Here is a 21,510-nt window from a genome sequence, read left to right on the forward strand (position 1 = left end):
ATGAATGAGAGGTGAATCACATGAGGATTCTGCATACAGCGGATTGGCATCTAGGGAAAACCCTTGAAGGCCGAAGCAGGCTTGAGGAGCAAGCGGAGTTTTTAGATGAATTAAATCAAATCGTCAAGGATGAACACATTGATGTCATTGTGATGGCAGGCGATGCCTTTGATACAGTGAACCCTCCTGCTCGCGCAGAACAGCTTTTTTATGAAAGTCTGTCTGCATTATCTGATAAAGGAAAGCGTCAGGTGGTTGTGATCTCTGGCAACCATGATAACCCAGACCGTTTATCAGCCGCATCTCCTTTAACGAATGAGCAGGGGATTCATTTAATTGGATATCCGACAAATGATTTAATTCATGTCGATGTTCCTTCTGCAAGTGAACGTCTATCTATTGCCGCACTCGCTTACCCATCCGAAGCAAGGCTAAACGAGGTGCTGGCTGAAACATTTGAAGAGAAACTGCTCCGTGATCAGTACAATTTAAAAATACAACAAATGTTTCAACATTTAAGCAACCAATTTCAGGCGGATACGGTTAATATCGCAACAAGTCATATTTATGTGGCAGGTGGCAGTCAAACGGATTCGGAAAGGCCGATTGAAGTGGGAGGCGCATATACCGTTGCGGCCGAAAGTCTGCCTGAGGCGGCTTGTTATGTCGCACTGGGGCATTTGCATCGCCCCCAAACCATTAAACGTGCCAAAACGATTGCCCGCTATTCTGGCTCTCCACTTGCATACAGCTTTTCTGAAGCAGGCTACGCCAAATCAGTCACCATTGTGGATGCAAAACCGAATGAAACAGCAAGCTGGAAAGAAGTGTTTTTATCAAGCGGTAAACCACTTATGAAGTGGAAGGCGACTGAAGGGCTGAGCCAAGTACACAGTTGGCTGGATGAAAAGCGGGATCTTCAAGCCTGGATTGATTTAGAGATTCACTTAACAGATCAGCTGTCGATCGAACAAATTCATCAGCTTAGAAAACAGCATAGTGGATTTGTCCATATTAGACCAAAGTTTAAAGAGTTACAGCAAAAAGAAGAACAAAAACAAGTGGAAAAGCTCTCGATTGAAGAGCGGTTCGTGAAATTTTATGAGCGTCAGACAGGTGGAGGTCTACCTGATGAAAAAACCGTCAAGCTATTTTTAGAGCTTGCCAATGACATGCAAGAGGAGGAAGCGAATTGAAGCCGATCACGCTAACCATTAAAGGACTTCATAGCTTCAGAGAAGAGCAAACCATTGACTTTAGCTCCTTATGTGATGCAGGTGTGTTTGGTATTTTTGGACCGACTGGAAGCGGAAAATCGTCCATATTAGATGCCATGACACTAGCACTCTATGGCAAGGTCGAACGTGCACTCAATAATACGCATGGTATTTTGAACCAAGCTGAAGAAAAGCTGTCTGTCTCCTTTACGTTCGCTTTGCAAAGGGAACACCATATTTCTTATAAAGTGGAACGTGCCTTTAAAAGGGCAGATGAAATGAAGGTTAGAACGACGTTATGCCGATTGATTGAAATTGGTGATACGCAGACAGTTCTTGCAGATAAAGCAAGTGAGGTCAATCGTAAAATAGAAGAATTACTTGGTTTAACCATTGACGATTTTACGAGAGCGGTTGTTTTACCCCAAGGAAAGTTTGCGGAATTCCTTTCATTGAAAGGAGCCGACAGACGCCAAATGCTGCAGCGTTTGTTTAATTTGGAGAAATATGGTGATCAGCTCGTCAAACGTTTACGCGCAAAGGCTCAAAAACACTATGGTCAGAAAAACGAACTGCTGGCTGAACTGACTGGATTAGGAGAAGCTGGTCCAGAGGCATTAGCGAAAGCTAAAGAAGCAGCTGCGCAGGCGCAAGCTATTTTTCATGAGAAAAAACAAACGCGGGACGAAGCGTTCACTGCTTTTACAAAAGCGCAAGCCATCTGGCAGTATCAAAAGGAACAAGAAGCGTACGAGAAGGAACAACACAACCTCAATCTGCTGGCATCCACGATGGAAGAGAAAAAGAATCAACTTCACATTGCAGAGCAGGCAGAGACATTAAAGCCTTATGCGGATGCATTAACAAAGGCTGAAAAGCAGCTCTCTCAAGCATCAAAAGAGAAGCAGGAAGCAGAAAAACATTTACTTCATCAACGAACGATCTATGATCAAATGACGCAGGAGTATGAGCAAACGCGGCAAAAGAAAATGGAAAATGAGCCAGAGCTTCTTCAAAAGAAAGAGCAGCTGATTCAATTAAAAGAAATTGAACGAAAAAAAGAAACAGCTCTTCAGGAAAAGACCGTACTAGAGCAGCAAAACCATGAAAAAGCGCAGCAATTGACTCAAAAAAAAGCGGAAGCCGAAAACGTGCAATCTTTATTAGAGCGTGCGCTTGCGAAACAAACACAGTTGAAGCATGAGCTGGAACAATTACAAGTCTCTGTCAAAGAGCGGAAACTTGTACAAGACGCACTTCGTTTCAGTGAAAATGTTCAAAGAATGAATGTGAGCATTCAAAAGGAAGAACAAAAGATTGAGGAGCTAAGACAGCGTTCAGCACAGGCGACACAATCGTATGAAAAGCTTCAAAAACAGCAAAAAGATCATCATGAAAAAATAAATCAATCGTTTCAAGCGATAGAGCAATTGTATTTTTATGTATGTGAATTTGAACGAGGTCTTACAGAATGGAGTCATAAAGAGCAGGACAAAAAACAAGAAAAATTAAAACAGCGTGATGTTGTCAGATCGGCAGAATTAAGAAAAGAATTAGCGGCAGAGCTAGTAGACGGTGAACCATGTCCTGTTTGTGGATCGATTCATCATGATCCAAAGGCTGTGATAGACAATGTCCATGAAGAAACGGTTGCCCAAATTGATGAATGGATTGTAAAAATGGATAAAGAGCTCAAGCTGGCAGAGGAATATGCTAGAGACATGTTTGCTGCAAAGCAGCTGCTTGAAACGCATGCCAATCAATTAGTTAAACAGTTCTCCTTTTTATCTCAAAAAGCCCCCGATTCTGAAGTAGCTGCAGCAGTAGAAGCAGTACAGAATCCGCAGTCTTTGCACCAGCTGATTCAAGAATGGAAAGGCGTAAAACAAGATATTCAAGCAATCGAAAGCAAACGAGCTCGTTTAATGGACGTCACTTATGATCAAGCGGCAGAAATGAGCAAAGTCAAAGATCAACTGACATTTGAGCAGCAGCGCATACAAGAACTAGACATGCTGATCAAGGAGCTTCGATCTGAGCTTTCCGAACAACTGACGCAATTTGAACAGACCTTTCCTCACCTGACAATCAACCAAGTGCAGGAAATGCAGCAACAAATTGATGAAAAGGATCAACAAGCGGAAGGTTATCAAGAGCGTATTGAGAAGAGTATTTCTTTTCTAGAGGAAAAACAGCAGGCAAAAGAGCATCTGCAAACAGCCATATACGATCTAGAGAAGGAACTCGATAAGCTGGCGCATCAGCTGGGAAGCCAGCAACACCTGATCGATCAATATGAAACAGATTTACAGCGATATCCTTTAAAAGCCGCTTCTCTTTCTGATGAACTGGACGAAGTTCAACAATCTCTTGCTCATTTAAATGAAAAAGAACAGCAATCGTACGAGCAATTTAAGCATGCACAGCAATTATTTAGTGAGGCACAAAGCCATTTCTCAAGCAGTGAACGTCAGCTCCAAGAGGCGAAGCGGCGAAAACAAGAAGCTGAGAAAGCGTGGCAAAAAGAAACAGCATCTACTCCTTTTGCTCATCCTCAGGAGATAGCACCTGCTTTAATGGATCGATCTGTACGTCTTACAGTCAAACAGGAAATTGATGAATTTGAGGATAAAAGAAAGCAATGTGCAGCAAACTTAAAGCGAATTTCTGAACTGTTAAAAGGTGAGTCGCTGGATGAAGACGAGTGGACAGACATTCAACTAAAAAAAGAAGCGGCGGAAAAAGCGCTTGAAGAAGCGACAGCGCTGAGTGGATCTGCACAAGAGCATCTGCGAGTGATTGAAGCAAACCATCAGCGCTTTGCAAGCATTCATGAACGCCTTGAAGAACTGCAGCAAGAAATTGACCGGCTGGATAAGCTTCAAACTGTGTTTAAAGGGAATACATTTGTTGAGTTCCTAGCAGAAGAACAGCTAGAAAGTGTCAGCCGTGATGCTTCTCATCGTCTTGGGATTTTGACAAGACAAAGGTATGCCATTGAAGTCGATTCAGAGGGCGGTTTTGTGATGCGGGATGATGCCAATGGAGGTGTCAGACGTCCGGTATCCAGCTTGTCTGGGGGAGAAACTTTCCTGACGTCTTTAGCACTTGCCCTTGCTCTGTCTGCACAAATTCAGCTGAGAGGTGAGTTCCCGCTGCAATTCTTCTTCTTAGATGAAGGATTTGGTACGCTCGATCAAGACTTGTTAGATACGGTGATTACAGCATTAGAGAAGCTACAGTCTCAAAATTTGGCCGTTGGTGTGATTAGCCATGTGGAAGAATTAAAGATGAGACTGCCAAAGAAACTGATTGTCCACCCAGCAGATCCAAGAGGGAAAGGAACAACAGTCTCGATGGAATTAATGTAAAGTGAGGTGATCTCAGGATGGCAAAGCAAACGATTGGATTATGTGAGCTGTGCGGAAGACAAGAGGTCGTCCTTACGGAACATCACTTGACGCCAAGAGAAGAGGGAGGGGCCTTTCTACCGACTGCCTTCCTGTGTATCCCTTGCCATAAACAGGTACATGCTCTTTATACAAACCAGGAGCTTGCCGCACGTTTGAATACGCTGGATGCACTAAGACAAGATGAAAAGCTTGTTCCGTACATCAAATGGATTCGAAAGCAGCCGGCAAGCAAGCTGGTCAAAACAAAGAAATCAAGACAACGCAGAAAGAAATAAACATAAAAAAGCGCTCCTCTAAATGAAATGAGTGAAGAGGAGCCGCTTTATGCATTGCCTACCATATTCTGATCATTTAAGTCAGGATCCACATAGTTGGTGGCGCTAATGCCATTATTTAAAATCAAGAAATCTCCGGTATTCCCCGCTCCAGAGCCTAAAGCAGATTTTGAAGAACTTTTAGGCGAAAGATAAAATGAGTCACCGACGTTTACGACGCCCCCAGAAATCGAGTTAATGTAAATGGGTCCGACAATTGCTGGCATAATCGACATCCTTTATTCGAAGTCATATCACCATCATATGCGCAGGTAGGTCCAATTGTGAGTTTGGCGGCTGTTCGTCATTGTTGCTAAATAACTCTCGAATATGCTTCACTCGCGCAACGGCATTTATTCCGCAAGTAGAGCCAATTTGATAGATAGAGGAGGAAGAGACCCCTTCTACATGAATGGACGACACTTTAATGAGAGGCTTTTCATGATAAAAGGCCGTTCTAACCGCTCGTTCTGGCAGCATCAATGGGATCGGCTCATAATACACTTCAAATTCTTTTGCATCTAGGTTTTCAGCTTCATTTCCATAAAACAAACTAATGGTTCGCTGAACAGCTAACACCTTCACGTTCGGACATAGCTCTTGTGTATCACCAATTTGAACAACACTTGAAATCCCGACAGAATTCACCTTCGAGAACTTCACTTGAGATGTGCGCTTGATCATTATCGAGGGGCTAGAGGAACAAACGGTCCAATAATTAATGATTCTGGCGGTGTATCGAAAATCGATGACAGTTGTACGTGATCCGTGTCCCCGATAATAAATAGGGAAGAGGACGATACCCCAACTACTTTAATGCTTCCGGTTTCGATGTTGCGGTTGACGACTGTGAAATTCATCCGTTTTCCTCTCCTTTCGTTTCATTTGGAATATGGGCTAAAAAGTGCTCGATTGCCCGTTTGACATCATGTTTCACATATTCAGCAATTTGCTCGGAACGTTGAAGCGGGGTCATATCTTCCCTTTGTGGTAGCTGCCCCGCATAATATTTGATTCTGCTGTCTATTTGTTTTCGAATGTCCTCAATGATATGGTGTTTGTTGCTTTCATCAAGCGAGCCTTCGTATCGCTGCTCTAGTTCTTCAAGAAGCTGTGGAGCTTCTTCATTTAAGAATGCATCGACAAGCTGGCGTGTTTGATTGAAAGATTGATCAGCCATTTCTTGCTGCATCATTCCAATTCCCGGGGTTGTTGTTTGGCCCACTTCAAAATTTTGAACACTATTTGGATCAGATGGATTGAGGCCGATATTTAATGTGCCTTCCAGCCGCTCGATTTTCAGTTGATCAAATTGATAATCAATCCGTTCAATCGTTGTTGTCGGTTTATCTTTGATCATTTGCATTTCCTGCTGAAGCTCGTTAAGCCTTTTTTCAAGCATCATGATTTGCTGTGTTTGCTTTTGAATGATGCCATACAATTGTGAAGCGTTGTTTTGATAGTCATACATATGCATACACCTCCGGGGATTGCAGATGAACTTATGTTGTTGGTGACTGAAGCGGTACAAAAGGTGCTGTGCTTGCGCCTTGAGATTCTTGAATTCCTTGTGTGCCTGCTGCGGCAGGTGCTGACTCTACGTAGCTTCCAGTGTTATACAGATTGGAGAGTGCCTTGATTGATCCAGCACTTCCGATTTGCAGAACGGATGAGTTACTCACAGACTCCACACGTAAGTAATTAATTTGTATCGCTTGATTAATATAGAAGTTCAACGGATTCTCACTCCTTACAAGTTACCAACAAGCGGTTGATCAATGACATCACTATCATACGTATTTGTCACACTTTTATAGTTGCTAATGCGTAATTGATCACCAGTGTTAAAACTGCCTGCGCCGGCAAACGTTTTAACCTGACTATTTGGAGAAATGGTGATGCAGTCTCCAACATGAACGACTCCGCTCGTTCCGACGGCATTTACTTTAAAGGCTCCAACAATAGCCGGCATAGCGGTGCACATCCTTTAGAAAAATAGGGCACTTCGTTTTTGGGCGTTTCACCATAGCTTATGATGGGTCTTTTAATATGTGATTGTCTTTTTGAAGAACTTTGATGAGAGGAATGAAGTGTATGGTTTACCCTTTATTCGAGCATTCTTTAGAGGTGGTTTTGATGCCTTTATTTAAGAGTGTGTCAAGCTCTTGACTGCACCTGATGGTTTCTTCGGCATTCATTCCGAATTTTTTTGCGGTCTCAATTAAATGTAATCTTTTTTGTTCAATTTCATAATTGATCATAACGGACGCCAACTCTCACATTTTTTATCAAATAGAAGGATATGGTTAGTATACCCTATTTTTCTATAAAAAAAGCTCTTTCGTCAATATGAGAACTAAAGTGACAAAATTCGAAAGTGTCTTTACAGGCGCGATGTCTCTTTTTTAATCTCAGTTTGTAAATAACGTCGTCTTTTGTTGATATACTGTCGGATTAATTCTCGCTCTGAACGCAGCATGTCTTGTCGGTTTTTCGTATATGGATCATCTCCAATTCGCTGCTCAATCGAAGCATGCCATGTCTCAATGATGGGGAGAAGCCGTTTTTCTAAAAAATGTGTATCTAGTACGTGCTGGAAAAGGGCATAATAGTCTATTTTAAATGCAGGGATGTCTAGTAATCTAGCGGTTAATGTATTGAAACCGCTGACTGGAATATAATCAAACGCCATTTCTTCTCCGTGAATATCACGACCCCAAGTCGCATCATAATCCCAAGGCATTACTTGAAACCTTCCTTGATCATTCACATAAAGGGCATAGTTATGAACAAAGCCATCAAAATTTTGGGTACACACGACACCAATGAGCCAGCGGAAATATTGTGTCACATCAAGATACTGCTCAATCTTATTTGCAAACGTGTCGTCCCTTGCGGTGTTCAAAAAGTAAATAAATTCACTCAGCTGCTTGTCGTGTTCAGGAGTTCCCGTTTTTTTCTCATAACCGAGAAGAAGATGTTTTTTTGGCTTTTTATCAAATGAACTTAAAAGAGAGAAATTGGCGTCATCATCTACAGCATAATAAATGCCGCCACCATGCAGCTGTCGTTTTTGGAGGAACAGCTCATCTACAGATTCTATTTTTAAATATATGCCTTCTTTTCTTCCATTAATGGTCAGAAACACATGAGAAGCGGACGGGCTGAACACACCCATTTGTTCAAAGAAATAAAAAGACAGCCTGTTGCGAATGAAAGAAGGATCATTGTACTCTGCATTTAAGTGAAAAAGGGATTCGCCCTGTCTTTGCTTTGGTTTTCGATATTCAATTTGATAGGATTTTTTCTTGAGCTTTCGGATGTGTGATCCTCGGTATGAGGCATAAATATGTGACTTCGTTTGGCCGGTTTTCAGAATGGCCTCGACGGGTTCATCGTTCCATACGTCCTTTTTTAAATCCATGAGATCTTTTGGATGAATCCAGATATCCAGTTGTTTTAAAGGTTCTGTGTCCATGCGTTCATCACCCTCCTATATCTCCTCCACTATATGAAAATGAAGGAATGTCCTGTACCTGCTGGTAGGTATTCATGGAGTTTTCTAAGAAAGAGGCATTCGCCAAGAACACTTGTCTATCGAGTCTCGTAACATAAAGCAGAGAAGATAAACAGCTTTGTCTGTTTGTTTTGTCAGAGCACAGATTGGGAGGGGAATTGTTCGTGAGCACATTTGATCATTCGCATATTGAACATGCAGTTGATTCACTTCGAAGTGAGGGGCGTGATCATCACTTAGATCGTGAACCTGAATCGGGACATTCGCACAAATCATCTCGTTCTCGTCATTCAAATCGCCGTCACTGGTTCTTTGGTGGGGGAGGCTGCCGTAAGTCACATCGCAGCAAAAAAAGCCATAAAAGCTATCGCTCTAAAAAAAGTCGCTGCTCAAAGAAAAGTGTAAAGAGCGAGAAACCATGCAAAAGTAAAAAGTCGTATAAAAGCAAAAAGTCTTGCCGTAGCAAAAAGAGTGAACCAAAAAAATCATGCCGCAGCAAACACAGATCACATCATAAGAAAAGCTGCCGCAAATCACACCGCAGCCATCGATCTAAACGTTCTCATCACCATAAACGGAGTCACTCTTGCCGAAGATGCGGAAAGAAAAAACATCATTCCCGCCATCAAGGAAATGTTGATCGTAAATGGGATCAAGGGAATATGTGGGAGTATCGACGCTACCGCTAAATGTCAGGTCTTCATTTTTGAAACCCTTTTTAAAAGAGAGTATGATAAAAAAGGGTTTTTTTTATTTCGTAGAGAAATAAAAATGAGACATCATAATGTATTGAAATGAAGATTGTGAGGGGAAGACATGAAGTTTTTTACAGGTGAGATACATAACAGATTGTTTATCGGGGTCGTCATTGATGATGAATGGGTGATGGACGTCAAAAAGGCAGAAGCAAAACTATTTGAGCTAGAAACATTGCCAAACTCTTTATTTGAATGCATCAACATGGGGGACAAGTTTGTCGAACACGTCAAACAGCTTCTTGATTGGGCGGAGAAAAAAGAAGAAGACCGCGGCTCTTATGTCTATCCGCTTTCGGACGTGACACTCCATGCACCAATTCCAAAACCAACGAAAAACATCATGTGTGTTGGGAAAAACTATCAAGATCACGTCATGGAAATGGGAAGTGCGGCAGATATTCCTAAAGACGTGATGATCTTTACAAAGGCGCCTACCTCTGTTGTAGGGCATGAAGCGGACATTCTTCTCCATGAAGATGTGACAAGTGAATTGGATTACGAAGGGGAGCTTGCCATTGTCATTGGCAAAACAGGAAAGAATATTGCTCCAGAAGAGGTCCAAGATTACATTTTCGGTTACACCATTTTAAATGATATAACGGCAAGAGATTTGCAGAAAAAACACAAACAATTTTTCATAGGAAAAAGCTTAGATACAACTTGTCCAATGGGACCTTATATCGTTCACAAGTCAGTGATCGAGGATCATGGAGCACTCCATGTGGAAACAAAGGTAAACGGAGAGGTTCGTCAGTCTGCCAGTACGGAATTAATGATCTTCCCAATTGAAGACATTGTGTCAACTCTTTCAAAAGGGATGACGCTGGAAGCGGGAGACATCATTGCAACAGGTACACCTTCTGGAGTCGGCAAAGGTTTTGAACCGCCAAAATTTTTAGCCTCAGGCGATCAGGTTGAAGTAACAATTGAACCAATTGGGACGTTATCAAATCGCGTCAAATAAAGGCGTGTTGACACAGGATTGTCGCTTTGTGTTCGACTTATTTCGTGGTACGATGAGAAGGTAATTGTTCTGATAAAGGGGGAAATCACAAATGGGAACACATTTACATATTACAGCGTGGGTGCTAGGTATTATCTTATTTTTCGTTGCCTTTGCATTAGCAGGTAAAAACGATAAAGGCGCTAAAATTGTGCATATGATCGTACGCCTATTTTACTTGATTATTATTGCAACGGGTGTAGAGCTGTATGTTCGCACAGGAATGAAAATCCCGGGTTACGGGGGCGAGTATGTTGGAAAAATGATACTTGGTATTCTTGTGATTGGTTTCATGGAAATGGTCCTTGTACGCAAGAAAAAAGGAAAATCGGTGACGGGTGTATTCATTGGTTTTATCGTGGTTGCTATTGTGACCATTCTTCTCGGCTTACGTCTGCCGATCGGTTTCCATATCTTTTAAGATAAAAAGGGCATTGCTTATCAAAAGCAGTGCCCTTTTTATGTGAGATCAAACTGAGACATCAGCCGGTGACCGTCAGACGTCGTCCATTCCAATTGAACTTGATTTGTACCCGAATGATGGTTGCATTGAAGGGCAAGTGATTGCATGTCTCCTGAAAACTGAAAAAAAGACACGCGATGAGAAGGATGGAAGGAAGAGAAGACACAATCATAGACGGAAAAGCCAAGCTGTTCTACATGGTCAATGATCTGATAAAAGACGCTTTCTGGTACGAACATAAGCAAATCAAGCCACCCTTTAGAAAGAGACGCTGTATATTGAATGCGTTCACCGCCTTTTACCTCCATCAACTTCCCATTATCACAAAGAACGACAGACCCGAGCAATTCTCCTTTTGTCCATCGATCCTTTTCTTTCAAACAGATCATAGAACTTTGAAGGCTTTCAGGCATCATGATGTCTCCTTCTTCGTCTTCAATCAGACAATGACCGTTTTCCATCAGTAAGTACCCGTTACACCATTTTGGGTGGTTTTGCTGAAGATAGGTCATGCGGTTCTCCATTCGCAAAACCTCCTTTCCTCTTTCTTTTCTTACCAAATGAAGCTTGTCCTATACACAGGAAGAAAAAAGGACAAATCAACTATCAAGGAGACGATGCATAAACTAAGAAAGGCTAAATGAGAACACTTGATGAAAAACGGATGGGAGCTGATGATGATGTGTGGAATAACAGGCTGGGCAGACTTTAAAAAGCAGCTCATCCAACAGGATCATGTAATCAATCAAATGACAGATACATTATCTAAACGAGGGCCGGATGATACAAATACGTGGAAAAGTGAGCACGTTCTTTTCGGCCATAAACGGTTAGCCGTTGTCGATGTTGAAGGCGGAAAGCAGCCGATGACATATACCCATCAACACCATGATTATACGGTGGTATACAATGGAGAACTCTATAACACAGAGGATATACGAAAAGAATTATTCAAAAGGGGGCACCGCTTTCTTGGGCATTCTGATACAGAGGTTCTTCTTCACGCCTATACAGAATGGAAGGAAGAGTGTGTGACCCATTTTAATGGAATTTTTGCATTTGTCATTTGGGATAGTGAGCGTGAATTATTATTTGCAGCGAGAGACCGGCTCGGTGTCAAGCCATTTTTCTATACAGAACGTCATCATTCCTTTTTGTTTGGTTCAGAAATCAAAGCACTTCTGGCTCATCCTGAGATGAAAGCCAAAGTCGATCATGAAGGCTTATCAGAAATTTTTGGCCTAGGGCCGTCTAGAACACCAGGGCAAGGCGTATTTAAAGGGGTGAAAGAGCTGAGGCCGGCACATGCCCTAACCTTTTCAAAAGATGGTTTGCGTGTGTGGAGGTATTGGAATGTCAAAAGCAAGCAGCATACAGACTCGCTTGATGACACCGCTCAGCACGTGAAGGAACTCTTTACGGATGCCGTTACAAGACAGCTCGTCTCTGATGTGCCTGTATGTACGTTTTTATCGGGCGGAGTGGATTCTAGTGCCATTACGGCCATTGCCGCCAAGCACTTTGAGAAAATAGGGAAAGCCCCGCTGCATACGTATTCCGTTGATTACGACGGAAATGATCAATTCTTTGAAGCAAGTCAATTCCAGCCCAATGCTGACGGGCCGTGGATTGATCGAATGACCAAAGCGTTTCAAACGAATCATCACAGCTGTATCATCGGGCAAAAAGAGCTGGCTTCTTATTTGAAAGAAGCGGTTGAAGTGCGAGATTTGCCGGGGATGGCAGATATTGATTCTTCCTTACTATGGTTCTGCCGAGAAATTAAAAAGGATTTTGTTGTTGGTTTATCAGGTGAATGTGCAGATGAAATTTTTGGAGGTTACCCATGGTTTCACATGGCAAGCGAAACCAATGGATTTCCGTGGATGAGATCAACGGAAGCACGCATTCAGCTTCTTCAAGACTCATGGCAAAAGAAATTATCACTGAAGGAATATGCGCAAAGCAAATATGAAGAAACCGTGGCAGAAACCCCTCTTTTAGATGGAGAAACTGGAGTAGATAAAGCCCGAAGAGAACTTTTTTACTTAAATATGATTTGGTTTATGACAACACTGCTGGATCGAAAAGATCGTATGAGCATGGGGGCGAGCCTTGAGGTACGTGTACCATTCGCAGATCATCGTCTTGTTGAGTATGTATGGAATATTCCTTGGGAAATGAAAATGTATGGAAATCGGGAAAAAGGGGTTTTGAGGAAAGCATTAGAGGGAATTTTACCGAATGAAGTGCTTTATCGCAAGAAGAGCCCTTATCCGAAAACACATCATCCTGCTTATACTCAGGCGGTAAAAGAGATGTTAACAGATTGTCTCGCGCAAAAGGATTCTGTGCTTCATGAATTTTTAGATCCACATCAATTAAAACAGCTGATTGAAACGGAAGGGGCTTCTTTCCAGGTCCCTTGGTATGGTCAGTTAATGAAAGGCCCACAGCTCATTGCCCATTTGGCACAGATTCATCATTGGTTTGAAACATATCGAATTGATATAGAAGCATAACAAAGGGTCGGCTTTCTTGCACTTGTTGAAAGGAAGTCGGCTTTTTTGATACATAACATGAGACTTTTAGAGCACATCAAAAGTTGAACTAACAGTTTTAATTTGTATAATTAACTTAAAGTGAATTAATTTGGAGGAAAAAGGATAATGAAAATCATTGTGATCGGAGCAGGACCAGGGGGACTTGCAGCAGCTATGATGTTGCAAAGCAAAGGACATGATGTTCATATATATGAAAAACAGTCCTTTGTTGGCGGACGTAACTCTAAGTTTCAACTTGGTGATTTCACGTTTGATACAGGTCCTACTTTTCTCAGTATGATTCATATTGCAGAGGAACTATTCACCTTTGCCGGTAAAAATCTCTATGATTATATAGATGTGATTGAATTAAAAGAAATGTATAGATTAATCTTTCAAGATGAGAAGCTTGATATGATTCGAGATCGAGACGAAATGTACAAACGACTAGAAGCCTTTGCACCTGGTGAGGGCGAAGGGTATGTACGTTTTATGAATGACACAAAACGAAAAATGGACCGCCTAACGCCGATTCTACAAAGTAAAATGGATCGTTTCCATCATTATTTGCGTCCAAAAGTCATCAAAGCACTTCCTCAGCTCTCATTAAATAAAAGCTTATATGATGTGCTGTCGGATTATTTCTCAAATGAATCAGTGAAATATGCCTTTACATTCCAATCAAAATATTTAGGGATGTCACCTTGGGAATGTCCAGGAGCGTTCTCAATTCTTTCCTTTATGGAGCATGACACAGGCGTTTATCATCCGAAAGGCGGAGTGAATCAGCTGTCAGAAGCGATGGCAAAGGCAGCTGTTGAATCTGGGGCTACCCTTCATCTATCAACTGGAGTTGACAAGTTGCTGACGGAAGGCAGGAAAGTGAAGGGCATTCGCTTAGAAACCGGTGAAGAAATACAGGCAGATGAGGTCGTCGTAAATGGTGATTTTGCACACGTGATGACAAAGCTTGTAGAGCCGGGTCTTTTAAAGAAATATAGCGAGAAGAAACTGAAAAAGAAAAAATTCTCATGCTCCACCTTTATGCTGTACCTAGGTTTAGATACGATATATGATGAGCCGCATCATACCATCGTTTTTTCCGATGACTATGCGAAGTTCGTCAAAGAGATTACGAAAACCTTTGAGCTGCCGGATGATCCGTCCATTTATATTCAAAATGCAAGTGTGACAGATGATTCGCTTGCGCCAAAAGGCAAGTCCGCTCTTTATGTGTTAGCACCCGTTGCCAATAATCAAAGCGGTATTGACTGGGAAGCGCATCAAGAAGAATTTAGAGAGCTTGTGCTGGATACACTGGAGCGGAAAACGGGCTTTAAGAATATCAGGCAGCATATTGAAGTCGAGCGGATGATCACGCCGAAGCATTGGGAAGAAGAGCTGTATGTATATGAAGGAGCTACATTTAATCTTGGACATCAGTTGACGCAGATGATGGTACTCAGGCCGCATAATGAATTTGATGAGTTGAAACACTGCTGGCTCGTTGGTGGAGGAACCCACCCAGGCAGTGGATTGCCAACCATTTTAGAATCAGCCCGTATTACGACAAATGCGATTCTGTCAAAAGAGAAACATAAGCATAAAAGAGTGCCACATCAAGAAAAGGGGAGCGCCTCATGAAAAAACATATATTGATTGCTGGCGGCGGTATTGGCGGAATGATCTCAGCCCTCTATTTAAAAAAAGCTGGACATGATGTCACCCTTGTTGAAAAAAATGAACGGCTCGGCGGGAGACTTGCTTTTGTACGTGAGAAAGGATATAAAGTAGATGAAGGTCCGACCATTGTCCTACTTCCTGATATGTTAAGAGGCATTTTACATGACGTAGGCATTGATGAAACATCTCTTGATCTCTTGCAGCTCGATCCGCTGTATACGATCCACTATCAAGATGGAACTTCCTACACGAAATACTCTGATACACGGCGACAACTAGAAGAAATCAAACGTGTATTTCCAAAGGAAGAACAGGGATATTTAACATTTATGCAAGAAATGACGGATCGGTTTCAAGAAGGGCAGGAAGCTTTTCTAGAAAAATCATTTCATGAAAAACGAACCTTTTTTACAAAAGCGAACATGAAGATTTTAATGAAATTAAAAGCATATCGAACCGTTCAAAGTTCTCTCAAAAAATATTTTTCAGATGAGCGCCTCCGAGATGCATATGCACTTCAAACCCTCTATGTCGGAGGAAATCCGTATGAAGCATCCGCCATTTATTCGCTTGTTTCATATAGTGAGCACGCACACGGAATTTACTATTTAAAAGGCGGATATGCGAGTTTAGTAGATATATTGGAGAGACAGCTCTTAAAGACGGGTGTACACATAAGAAAAAGTGAAGAAGTCGCACAATTTGAGTTTGAGGGGAAACGTGTGGTCAAGGCAAAAATAAATGATGAGCACATAGCAGCTGATGCATTTGTGATGAACGGAGATTATCCAGCGGCGTTAAAACAGCTTGGTTTAGGTGAACAAGACCGGCGTAAATACGTTCCATCCTCCGGCTGCGTGATGGTGTATCTAGGGTTAAACAAAGTATACGATGAAGCACCTGTTCATCAATTTTTCATGGGAGAACACTTTGATCAGCATATGAGAGAGGTGTTCCAAACGAAAACGATACCTCAAGATCCATCATTTTATACGTTTAATCCATCGACCATCGATCCATCCCTTGCCCCAGAAGGCAGCAGTGTCCTATATATGCTCATTCCTGTTCCATCAGGAGATCACATCAACTGGGAACAAGAGACAGACTTTGTGGATAAAATGGTGGAGCGTCTTGAAAAAAGAGGCTTTCCACAGCTGCGAGAGGCGGTTGTCTGGCATAAGGTGAGAACACCGAATGATTCAATGCGAGAAGGATTGTTTGAAGGCGGCAGCTTTGGACTCGCTCCTAATTTGTTTCAATCAGGTGTGTTTCGCCCGCAAGTAAAGGTTGCAGATGTAGACAATCTATATGCGGTAGGTGCTTCCATCCATCCCGGCGGCGGGGTACCGATCGTGATGCAAAGTGCAAAGCTCATGGCTTCTGTACTGCTTAAAGATCTGAACAACAGAAAGGAAGTGAAGCTAAGTGGTTGATGTGCAAACAGCATTGAAAATATGTGAAGAGACCATTCAAACTCATTCAAAAACGTTTTATCGTGCCTTTTCCATGCTGCCTAAAAAGAAAAGACAGGCTGTTTGGGCTGTTTATTCCTTTTGTAGGAGAGCGGATGACATTGTAGATGAGTCTCCTTCACCAAAGGAAGAACTGACGTCTTTTCAGGAGGCATTTGATCGTTTCTTGCAAGGAAAAGTAGATCGTGATGATCCAATGTGGGTGGCGCTGGAGTATACATTTCAACAGTTTCGTATGGATGAAGCCCCATTCCGTGACCTGCTGCGAGGACAGGAGATGGATTTAGAGCAGCATCGATATGAAACGTTAGATGAACTGCTCATCTATTCCTATCATGTCGCAAGTACAGTTGGATTAATGCTGCTTCCGATCATTGCACCGCGTAAAAAAGAACAGCTAAAAGAAGCAGCGATTTCCCTTGGGATTGGCATGCAGTTGACCAATATTCTTCGAGACATTGGTGAGGATAAGGCGGAAAGGAACCGCATTTATTTGCCAAAACAAGTCATGGATCAATTTGGGTATACAGAGCAAGAATTACAAGAAGGGATCGTCAATCAAGCCTTCCAGCACGTATGGGAATATATTGCGTTTGAGGCAGAGGCATACTATGAGGAATTTTTTGACCATCTCCATGAATTCCCACTTTATTCAAGGATACCAGTGAAAGCAGCTGCTCACTTTTATAAGGCTATTCTAGATAAAACTAGAGAAAACGAATACCGCGTCTTTACGAAGCGGTCATATATTTCAACACAAGAAAAAGCACTTATTTTAGAAGATATTACGTAATGAAAAGAAGACAAAGGGGTAAAATAAAGTTCATTTTAGCCCTTTGACAACAATCTGAAAGGACTGCACCCGCAGTCCTTTTTATGTGGAAGTAAATCGATAATCCATCCACACCCTTGAACGCCACCGCCTATACATGAAGATACCTCTTACCCATTCATCCACGATAAAAGAAATCCAAACCCCGATCAGGCCCATCTCAAGTTGAATGCCTAATAAATAAGCGATCGGAAGGCCGATGCCCCACATTGAAATCATCGCCATATAGACAGGAAACTTCGCGTCACCAGCTGCCCGCAAGGAGTTGATGATGACCATATTAAAAGAACGTCCAGGCTCTAAAACAATCGTCAATATGAGGAGGAGGCTCGCGATTTGAATGATCTCACTGTTGCTAGTGAAAAAAGTAAGTAAATGCGTCGATGATAAAGATAAAGCAGTCGAAGAAAGAAGTGAGATGGCAATGGCCCAGTATAAGCTTTTCATGCATCTTCGATAGGCCGCATCAAACTCTTTCGCCCCGATCAGGCGCCCGATTAAGATTTGTGTTCCTTGGCTAATGGCGGCACCAAATAACATAATGAACATCATCAAATTCTGGGTATAGACTTTTGCTGCCAGTGCTTGCGTGCCCATAAATGTGATAAACAGCGTAATAATCATTTGAGAGCCATTATAAGAAAGCTGTTCTCCAGCAGAAGGAATGCCGATTTTTAGCAGTTTTTTTAAATGCGTTCGCTGGATGTAAAACATTCGCTTGAATGAAAACCGCAATCCAATGCGGTGTCGAACAATGAGGATCATGGCTGTTAGACCGATCAACCGTGCAAATGATGTGGAAAGAGCAACACCCATGACACCTAATACAGGGAAGCCAAATGGTCCAAAGATGACCAAATAATTACCAGCAACGTTTAACAGATTCATACCGATGGTGACATACATCGTATCTCTCGTGAATCCATAGCTTTTTAAAATAGCACTATAGGTCATAATGAGCGCCTGTATAAAAGACAGCAGGCCGACAATCTGTAAAAAGACGGTTGCATCTGGCATGAGCTCGCTTGATAATCCCATGATATGCAGGATGGGCACAGCTAACACAAACATAAGAAGACTGATCACAAAGCTAATGAGGAAGTTGGTGCCTAGTGATACATAGGCAACTAGGGTCGCTTCCTGCTTGCGGCCCGCTCCTAAAAGCTGCGCAATGACAATCGTCGTCCCAGTCGTAATGAAGCTGAACATCACAATCAATAGATTTAGTAGCTGATTGCTTACCCCTACTGCGGCAACACTATTGTCAGAATACTGGCTGAGCATCAGTGTATCTGCGCTGCCCATCAGCATATATAAAGAGATTTCGATAAAAATAGGCCAAGTTAATGCAAATAATGAAGGGTGGGATTTTTCACTTTTGGCTTGAACCTTTTGTATTGTCAGTGCTTGTGGTTTCATCACATCGCCTTCTTTCGTATAAATCCGATTTATAGTGTACCTTGCATCGACTATAATAAGAAGAGATGAAACCGAAACTTATTGGAGAAATCCGACTTCATAAGGGGATGAATATGGGTCCGTTTATTACATTTACTGTACCGCCATTTCCAGTCTATATTGCTTCAGGCAAAGGTGTATTCCATCCAGGAGAACGACATATCTCCAGAATTTTCACCGTATTTGATCTTCTTTATGTCACGAAAGGGGAACTATGGATCACAGAAGACGAGGTGCCTCATCACGTAAAAGAGGGAGAATATATCATCTTATCACCGGGACTTGCCCATGGTGGACATCTGCCATGCAAAGAAGAAACACTTTATGAGTGGCTGCATTTCTCAATTGATCCATTTGAGTTTACAGATCGGCCGAGAGAACACTGGTTTGACATGAAGCAAAATCAAGCCACTTTTGAAAAAGCAGCAAGCTATGAATTTCGTCTGCCCCGAAAAGGAAAAGTGAAAGGGGGAAGCGTGCTACAGAAGCATCTTTCAGCGATGCGCGCTTTAAATGATGATGCGTCTGAACTTCAGCTCAAAAAGCAGCTTCAATTTGAGGAAATGCTCATTCATTTACAAAAAGAAGCATTTCATATTCCAAGTGCAAAGGAGACTGTCGCTTCAGAAGTGGTTCACTATCTTGAACGTCATTTTACGCAAAAATTACAGATGGAGAAGCTGGCAGAGATTCTTCATTATCATCCTGATTACATGACAAGGTGCATGCAGACCGTGTACGGACTGACGCCGAGCCAGTACATCAATCGACTCAAAATTGAAAAAGCCAAAAGCCTGCTTGCTTCAACGAATGAAAAAATAGCCCTCATTGCAGAACATGTAGGCATTGATGACCCTACTTATTTTTCAAAGCTGTTTCGGCAAAATGAAGGCATGACGCCTATCGAGTATCGTCATCTTGCTAAAAGAACGACAAAGTAAAGGAACGTGAACAGATGAAAGGAAAAAAAGAAGAGATTGTGAGCATACGTCCATTAGACGAAACCGATTTAGAAGTGGTATGGCATTTAAGGTTTAAAGCACCAGACCAGGCCTATCGAAAGTGGAATGCACCGTATTTTATTGAACATGACATATCGCTTGCTGCATTTAAAAAACGCTATTTACAGGATGAATCTGTCCTGCCAAAACTATTTGGCATTGATGTAGGAGGTGAATTAAAGGGCACAGTTTCTTATTATTGGGAGAATGAACGCACACGTTGGCTGGAGTGTGGGATTCTTATTTATGACTCACGTTTTTGGAATGGGGGCGTTGGAACAAAGGCATTGCGTCTATGGATCGATGAACTCTTTTCACACATCGATATCCCACGCATCGGTCTGACCACCTGGTCTGGAAATGAACGCATGATGCGTTGCGCAGAGAAATGCGGGTTTATCCTTGAGGGAAGACTGCGTAAGGTTCGTTACTATCAAGGGGAGTATTATGATTCGATGCGGTATGGCATGCTGAGAGAAGAATGGCAAAGCCTTCCACACCATTCATTTGAATAGTTATTTTTAAGATTAGGAAAAAAGTATAGTAAGATTCAATAAATTGAAAAAGAAGGGTGGCGGATGAATGTGAAATGGATTACAGGTTGGTTTGTATCCATATTAGTCGCAATCTACCTATTCGTTGATGCACCAAAACACGGGAAAAATAAATGGTTATGGGCCATCTTAGGCCTTTTACTCGGGCTCTTCACACTTGGAATATATCTCATTCAAACAGGAAGAAAAGGGTTGGGCTGGACAGTACTGGTTGTGTCCGTTTTCATCTATGCGATTGCCATCCTCGTCTTTGTCTTGTACTTTCTCATGCTGGTCTTCGGGTACTCCAACGCAAATTAGAGAGTACGGCTGTACATACATCATAGGTGATTTTTTTTAGTTCAAGTTGCTACCGATTGATGGTTTGATGGCGCCATAGCATCATAAGGATAAAAGGTGGTGGGCTCGGGCAGGATGATCCTCATGTTTAACCATCTTATTTTATCTCATGTGGCTCACTGTTTTGATCAAGTAAGTCCTTCATAAAGAAGGGCTTTTTCTTTTATTTTTTGAGCAGGGACACCTGCAATGACAATCTGCTCTTCATGAAAGGAGCGATTCACTACAGCATTTGCTCCGATGGAAATATGATTCGCAATATAAATGTTTCCAAACAGTTTAGCGCCAGGGCCGATCCATACATGATCTCCGATGACGGGCACATCTTTTTCATGATGGTTTTGACCGATATTCACACCTTGATGAATATCACAAAACGCGCCGATTTTGGCATGCTTGTTTACAATCAACAGCCCAGTATGGTTGATTCTGAGCCCAGGTCCAAATACACCAATTGGGATATCAAAGCCAAGCTGCATGCCTTTCTTTTTATGTAAGTAACGATAAAACCATTTGCGTAACGTAGCACCGCTATTCGTATAGTACTCATATTTTCGTAAATATCTTTGATATTTCCAAATATCATCCCCAAGCCACTTTGGTCTTTTTCGATTGATGGCAAGTGCTTTCTGATCTTGTGCCAAGTAGTGGTGAAGGTCATGCTTCGTTAAAATCATCAGATCTCCCTCGATTCCCTTTCCTTTCAGAGAAATTATACCATCATAACCATTTATATCAAGATAAAATAACGTTCATTTTTTGTTTTACTACATTCATTTCATTCGGCCGTCCCGTATCAAACAAGGGAGCTACAACGCATAGAGCAAAAGAACCAGGAGAATTGATTTGTAATTTTTTTCAACATTTTTCATCATCAAACGTTATATCGCCTTATGGCTGTAGATGTTTGTAAAAAATACACGAAATTACTCGTTAAAAAGAG

The 21,510-nt window shown here is 41.9% G+C and carries 24 protein-coding genes and 1 pseudogene; 14 read left to right on the forward strand and 11 right to left on the reverse strand.

Annotated features, from left to right (window positions below):
* Nucleotides 1–20 precede the first annotated feature (20 nt).
* Genes sbcD through KVT11_RS00945 form a run of 3 tightly spaced genes read left to right on the forward strand, consistent with a single transcriptional unit; the run spans nucleotide 21 to nucleotide 4,905 of the window.
* Nucleotides 21–1,196 carry an exonuclease subunit SbcD gene (gene sbcD, locus KVT11_RS00935; RefSeq protein ID WP_007499123.1) on the forward strand — a complete coding sequence of 392 codons (1,176 nt, stop codon included), beginning with the start codon at nucleotides 21–23 and terminating at the stop codon, nucleotides 1,194–1,196.
* The gene (gene sbcC / locus KVT11_RS00940) at nucleotides 1,193–4,588 is read left to right on the forward strand and encodes an exonuclease subunit SbcC (protein ID WP_210552352.1); all 3,396 of its coding nucleotides are present in this window, start codon (nucleotides 1,193–1,195) and stop codon (nucleotides 4,586–4,588) included. Before sbcD ends, sbcC begins: the two co-directional genes overlap by 4 nt.
* 17 nt (nucleotides 4,589–4,605) lie before the next feature.
* A complete protein-coding gene (locus KVT11_RS00945; RefSeq protein WP_017360217.1) occupies nucleotides 4,606–4,905 on the forward strand; it encodes a hypothetical protein in 300 nt (99 codons plus the stop codon).
* Between the two features lie 47 nt (nucleotides 4,906–4,952).
* On the opposite strand, the gene KVT11_RS00950 is transcribed toward KVT11_RS00945, so the two are convergent.
* The 8 genes from KVT11_RS00950 to KVT11_RS00985 all read right to left on the reverse strand — a co-directional run bounded on the left by KVT11_RS00950 (nucleotide 4,953) and on the right by KVT11_RS00985 (nucleotide 8,422).
* The gene (locus KVT11_RS00950; protein ID WP_003211468.1) at nucleotides 4,953–5,171 is read right to left on the reverse strand and encodes a spore germination protein; all 219 of its coding nucleotides are present in this window, start codon (nucleotides 5,169–5,171) and stop codon (nucleotides 4,953–4,955) included.
* 22 nt (nucleotides 5,172–5,193) lie between these two features.
* Nucleotides 5,194–5,628 (reverse strand): spore germination protein GerPE, encoded by a 435-nt coding sequence (locus KVT11_RS00955; protein WP_025207112.1) that lies wholly within the window; start codon nucleotides 5,626–5,628, stop codon nucleotides 5,194–5,196.
* Nucleotides 5,628–5,804 carry a germination protein GerPD gene (locus KVT11_RS00960; protein ID WP_003210893.1) on the reverse strand — a complete coding sequence of 59 codons (177 nt, stop codon included), beginning with the start codon at nucleotides 5,802–5,804 and terminating at the stop codon, nucleotides 5,628–5,630. Before KVT11_RS00960 ends, KVT11_RS00955 begins: the two co-directional genes overlap by 1 nt.
* Nucleotides 5,801–6,415, reverse strand: coding sequence for a spore germination protein GerPC (locus KVT11_RS00965; RefSeq protein WP_017366979.1), 615 nt, complete (start codon nucleotides 6,413–6,415; stop codon nucleotides 5,801–5,803). The genes KVT11_RS00960 and KVT11_RS00965 overlap by 4 nt, the downstream gene beginning before the upstream one ends.
* A 31-nt stretch (nucleotides 6,416–6,446) precedes the next feature.
* Nucleotides 6,447–6,680, reverse strand: coding sequence for a spore germination protein GerPB (locus tag KVT11_RS00970; RefSeq protein WP_017366980.1), 234 nt, complete (start codon nucleotides 6,678–6,680; stop codon nucleotides 6,447–6,449).
* A gap of 14 nt (nucleotides 6,681–6,694) precedes the next feature.
* Nucleotides 6,695–6,916 (reverse strand): spore germination protein, encoded by a 222-nt coding sequence (locus KVT11_RS00975; RefSeq protein WP_003211745.1) that lies wholly within the window; start codon nucleotides 6,914–6,916, stop codon nucleotides 6,695–6,697.
* 127 nt (nucleotides 6,917–7,043) lie between these two features.
* Nucleotides 7,044–7,205, reverse strand: a complete 162-nt coding sequence (locus tag KVT11_RS00980; protein WP_008348605.1) for an aspartyl-phosphate phosphatase Spo0E family protein — start codon at nucleotides 7,203–7,205, stop codon at nucleotides 7,044–7,046.
* A gap of 122 nt (nucleotides 7,206–7,327) precedes the next feature.
* Nucleotides 7,328–8,422, reverse strand: a complete 1,095-nt coding sequence (locus tag KVT11_RS00985) for a CotH kinase family protein (protein WP_217608970.1) — start codon at nucleotides 8,420–8,422, stop codon at nucleotides 7,328–7,330.
* A 203-nt stretch (nucleotides 8,423–8,625) separates the two neighbouring features.
* Here KVT11_RS00985 and KVT11_RS21510 point away from each other — a divergent pair.
* The 4 genes and pseudogenes from KVT11_RS21510 to KVT11_RS01000 form a co-directional block, all read left to right on the forward strand.
* Nucleotides 8,626–8,676, forward strand: a pseudogene (locus KVT11_RS21510) (hypothetical protein); the annotation flags it as partial.
* Nucleotides 8,677–8,932: 256 nt separating this feature from the next.
* The gene (locus KVT11_RS00990; protein WP_017360211.1) at nucleotides 8,933–9,259 is read left to right on the forward strand and encodes a hypothetical protein; all 327 of its coding nucleotides are present in this window, start codon (nucleotides 8,933–8,935) and stop codon (nucleotides 9,257–9,259) included.
* Between the two features lie 18 nt (nucleotides 9,260–9,277).
* Entirely contained in the window at nucleotides 9,278–10,183 is a 906-nt protein-coding gene (locus KVT11_RS00995; protein ID WP_048001710.1) for a fumarylacetoacetate hydrolase family protein, read from the forward strand.
* Nucleotides 10,184–10,274: 91 nt separating this feature from the next.
* Nucleotides 10,275–10,643, forward strand: coding sequence for a YisL family protein (locus KVT11_RS01000; RefSeq protein WP_007499115.1), 369 nt, complete (start codon nucleotides 10,275–10,277; stop codon nucleotides 10,641–10,643).
* Between the two features lie 38 nt (nucleotides 10,644–10,681).
* Here the strand turns inward: KVT11_RS01000 and KVT11_RS01005 are convergent, their stop codons facing one another.
* Nucleotides 10,682–11,209, reverse strand: a complete 528-nt coding sequence (locus tag KVT11_RS01005) for a DUF2777 family protein (protein WP_144626461.1) — start codon at nucleotides 11,207–11,209, stop codon at nucleotides 10,682–10,684.
* Nucleotides 11,210–11,365: 156 nt separating this feature from the next.
* Here KVT11_RS01005 and asnB point away from each other — a divergent pair, with 156 nt between their 5' ends.
* The 4 genes from asnB (at nucleotide 11,366) to KVT11_RS01025 (ending at nucleotide 17,176) form a co-directional block, all read left to right on the forward strand.
* Nucleotides 11,366–13,207 carry an asparagine synthase (glutamine-hydrolyzing) gene (asnB, locus tag KVT11_RS01010; RefSeq protein ID WP_024720029.1) on the forward strand — a complete coding sequence of 614 codons (1,842 nt, stop codon included), beginning with the start codon at nucleotides 11,366–11,368 and terminating at the stop codon, nucleotides 13,205–13,207.
* Nucleotides 13,208–13,354: 147 nt separating this feature from the next.
* Nucleotides 13,355–14,872, forward strand: coding sequence for a phytoene desaturase family protein (locus tag KVT11_RS01015; protein ID WP_116306687.1), 1,518 nt, complete (start codon nucleotides 13,355–13,357; stop codon nucleotides 14,870–14,872).
* Entirely contained in the window at nucleotides 14,869–16,344 is a 1,476-nt protein-coding gene (locus tag KVT11_RS01020; RefSeq protein ID WP_046526629.1) for a phytoene desaturase family protein, read from the forward strand. The genes KVT11_RS01015 and KVT11_RS01020 overlap by 4 nt, the downstream gene beginning before the upstream one ends.
* Nucleotides 16,337–17,176 carry a phytoene/squalene synthase family protein gene (locus KVT11_RS01025; RefSeq protein WP_008348588.1) on the forward strand — a complete coding sequence of 280 codons (840 nt, stop codon included), beginning with the start codon at nucleotides 16,337–16,339 and terminating at the stop codon, nucleotides 17,174–17,176. The genes KVT11_RS01020 and KVT11_RS01025 overlap by 8 nt, the downstream gene beginning before the upstream one ends.
* A gap of 81 nt (nucleotides 17,177–17,257) precedes the next feature.
* Here the strand turns inward: KVT11_RS01025 and KVT11_RS01030 are convergent, their stop codons facing one another.
* Nucleotides 17,258–18,634: an MATE family efflux transporter gene (locus KVT11_RS01030; RefSeq protein WP_116306689.1), complete on the reverse strand. Its 1,377-nt coding sequence runs from the start codon at nucleotides 18,632–18,634 to the stop codon at nucleotides 17,258–17,260.
* Nucleotides 18,635–18,747: 113 nt separating this feature from the next.
* Between KVT11_RS01030 and KVT11_RS01035 the strand changes: the two genes are divergently transcribed.
* From KVT11_RS01035 to KVT11_RS01045, 3 genes are all read left to right on the forward strand, one after another.
* Nucleotides 18,748–19,614, forward strand: a complete 867-nt coding sequence (locus tag KVT11_RS01035) for an AraC family transcriptional regulator (protein ID WP_116306691.1) — start codon at nucleotides 18,748–18,750, stop codon at nucleotides 19,612–19,614.
* Nucleotides 19,615–19,628: 14 nt separating this feature from the next.
* A complete protein-coding gene (locus KVT11_RS01040; RefSeq protein ID WP_017360203.1) occupies nucleotides 19,629–20,189 on the forward strand; it encodes a GNAT family N-acetyltransferase in 561 nt (186 codons plus the stop codon).
* Nucleotides 20,190–20,252: 63 nt separating this feature from the next.
* The gene (locus KVT11_RS01045) at nucleotides 20,253–20,528 is read left to right on the forward strand and encodes a hypothetical protein (protein WP_017360202.1); all 276 of its coding nucleotides are present in this window, start codon (nucleotides 20,253–20,255) and stop codon (nucleotides 20,526–20,528) included.
* A 167-nt stretch (nucleotides 20,529–20,695) separates the two neighbouring features.
* Here the strand turns inward: KVT11_RS01045 and KVT11_RS01050 are convergent, their stop codons facing one another.
* Nucleotides 20,696–21,244: a serine O-acetyltransferase gene (locus KVT11_RS01050; RefSeq protein ID WP_025207122.1), complete on the reverse strand. Its 549-nt coding sequence runs from the start codon at nucleotides 21,242–21,244 to the stop codon at nucleotides 20,696–20,698.
* Nucleotides 21,245–21,510: the final 266 nt, after the last annotated feature.

The organism is Bacillus sp. GbtcB10 (genome assembly GCF_019091365.1).
GTDB classification, from domain to species: domain Bacteria; phylum Bacillota; class Bacilli; order Bacillales; family Bacillaceae; genus Bacillus; species Bacillus altitudinis.

Excerpts from the sequence above, each read along its gene's own strand:
- sbcD (WP_007499123.1), top strand. The coding sequence starts at position 21 with ATGAGGATTCTGCATACAGCGGATTGGCATCTAGGGAAAACCCTTGAA.
- KVT11_RS00945 (WP_017360217.1), top strand. The coding sequence starts at position 4,606 with ATGGCAAAGCAAACGATTGGATTATGTGAGCTGTGCGGAAGACAAGAG.
- KVT11_RS00950 (WP_003211468.1), bottom strand. The coding sequence starts at position 5,171 with ATGCCAGCAATTGTCGGACCCATTTACATTAACTCGATTTCTGGGGGC.
- KVT11_RS00955 (WP_025207112.1), bottom strand. The coding sequence starts at position 5,628 with ATGATCAAGCGCACATCTCAAGTGAAGTTCTCGAAGGTGAATTCTGTC.
- KVT11_RS00960 (WP_003210893.1), bottom strand. The coding sequence starts at position 5,804 with ATGAATTTCACAGTCGTCAACCGCAACATCGAAACCGGAAGCATTAAA.
- KVT11_RS00965 (WP_017366979.1), bottom strand. The coding sequence starts at position 6,415 with ATGTATGACTATCAAAACAACGCTTCACAATTGTATGGCATCATTCAA.
- KVT11_RS00975 (WP_003211745.1), bottom strand. The coding sequence starts at position 6,916 with ATGCCGGCTATTGTTGGAGCCTTTAAAGTAAATGCCGTCGGAACGAGC.
- KVT11_RS00980 (WP_008348605.1), bottom strand. The coding sequence starts at position 7,205 with ATGATCAATTATGAAATTGAACAAAAAAGATTACATTTAATTGAGACC.
- KVT11_RS00985 (WP_217608970.1), bottom strand. The coding sequence starts at position 8,422 with ATGGACACAGAACCTTTAAAACAACTGGATATCTGGATTCATCCAAAA.
- KVT11_RS00995 (WP_048001710.1), top strand. The coding sequence starts at position 9,278 with ATGAAGTTTTTTACAGGTGAGATACATAACAGATTGTTTATCGGGGTC.
- KVT11_RS01000 (WP_007499115.1), top strand. The coding sequence starts at position 10,275 with ATGGGAACACATTTACATATTACAGCGTGGGTGCTAGGTATTATCTTA.
- KVT11_RS01005 (WP_144626461.1), bottom strand. The coding sequence starts at position 11,209 with ATGGAGAACCGCATGACCTATCTTCAGCAAAACCACCCAAAATGGTGT.
- asnB (WP_024720029.1), top strand. The coding sequence starts at position 11,366 with ATGTGTGGAATAACAGGCTGGGCAGACTTTAAAAAGCAGCTCATCCAA.
- KVT11_RS01015 (WP_116306687.1), top strand. The coding sequence starts at position 13,355 with ATGAAAATCATTGTGATCGGAGCAGGACCAGGGGGACTTGCAGCAGCT.
- KVT11_RS01020 (WP_046526629.1), top strand. The coding sequence starts at position 14,869 with ATGAAAAAACATATATTGATTGCTGGCGGCGGTATTGGCGGAATGATC.
- KVT11_RS01030 (WP_116306689.1), bottom strand. The coding sequence starts at position 18,634 with ATGAAACCACAAGCACTGACAATACAAAAGGTTCAAGCCAAAAGTGAA.
- KVT11_RS01035 (WP_116306691.1), top strand. The coding sequence starts at position 18,748 with ATGGGTCCGTTTATTACATTTACTGTACCGCCATTTCCAGTCTATATT.
- KVT11_RS01040 (WP_017360203.1), top strand. The coding sequence starts at position 19,629 with ATGAAAGGAAAAAAAGAAGAGATTGTGAGCATACGTCCATTAGACGAA.
- KVT11_RS01045 (WP_017360202.1), top strand. The coding sequence starts at position 20,253 with ATGAATGTGAAATGGATTACAGGTTGGTTTGTATCCATATTAGTCGCA.
- KVT11_RS01050 (WP_025207122.1), bottom strand. The coding sequence starts at position 21,244 with ATGATTTTAACGAAGCATGACCTTCACCACTACTTGGCACAAGATCAG.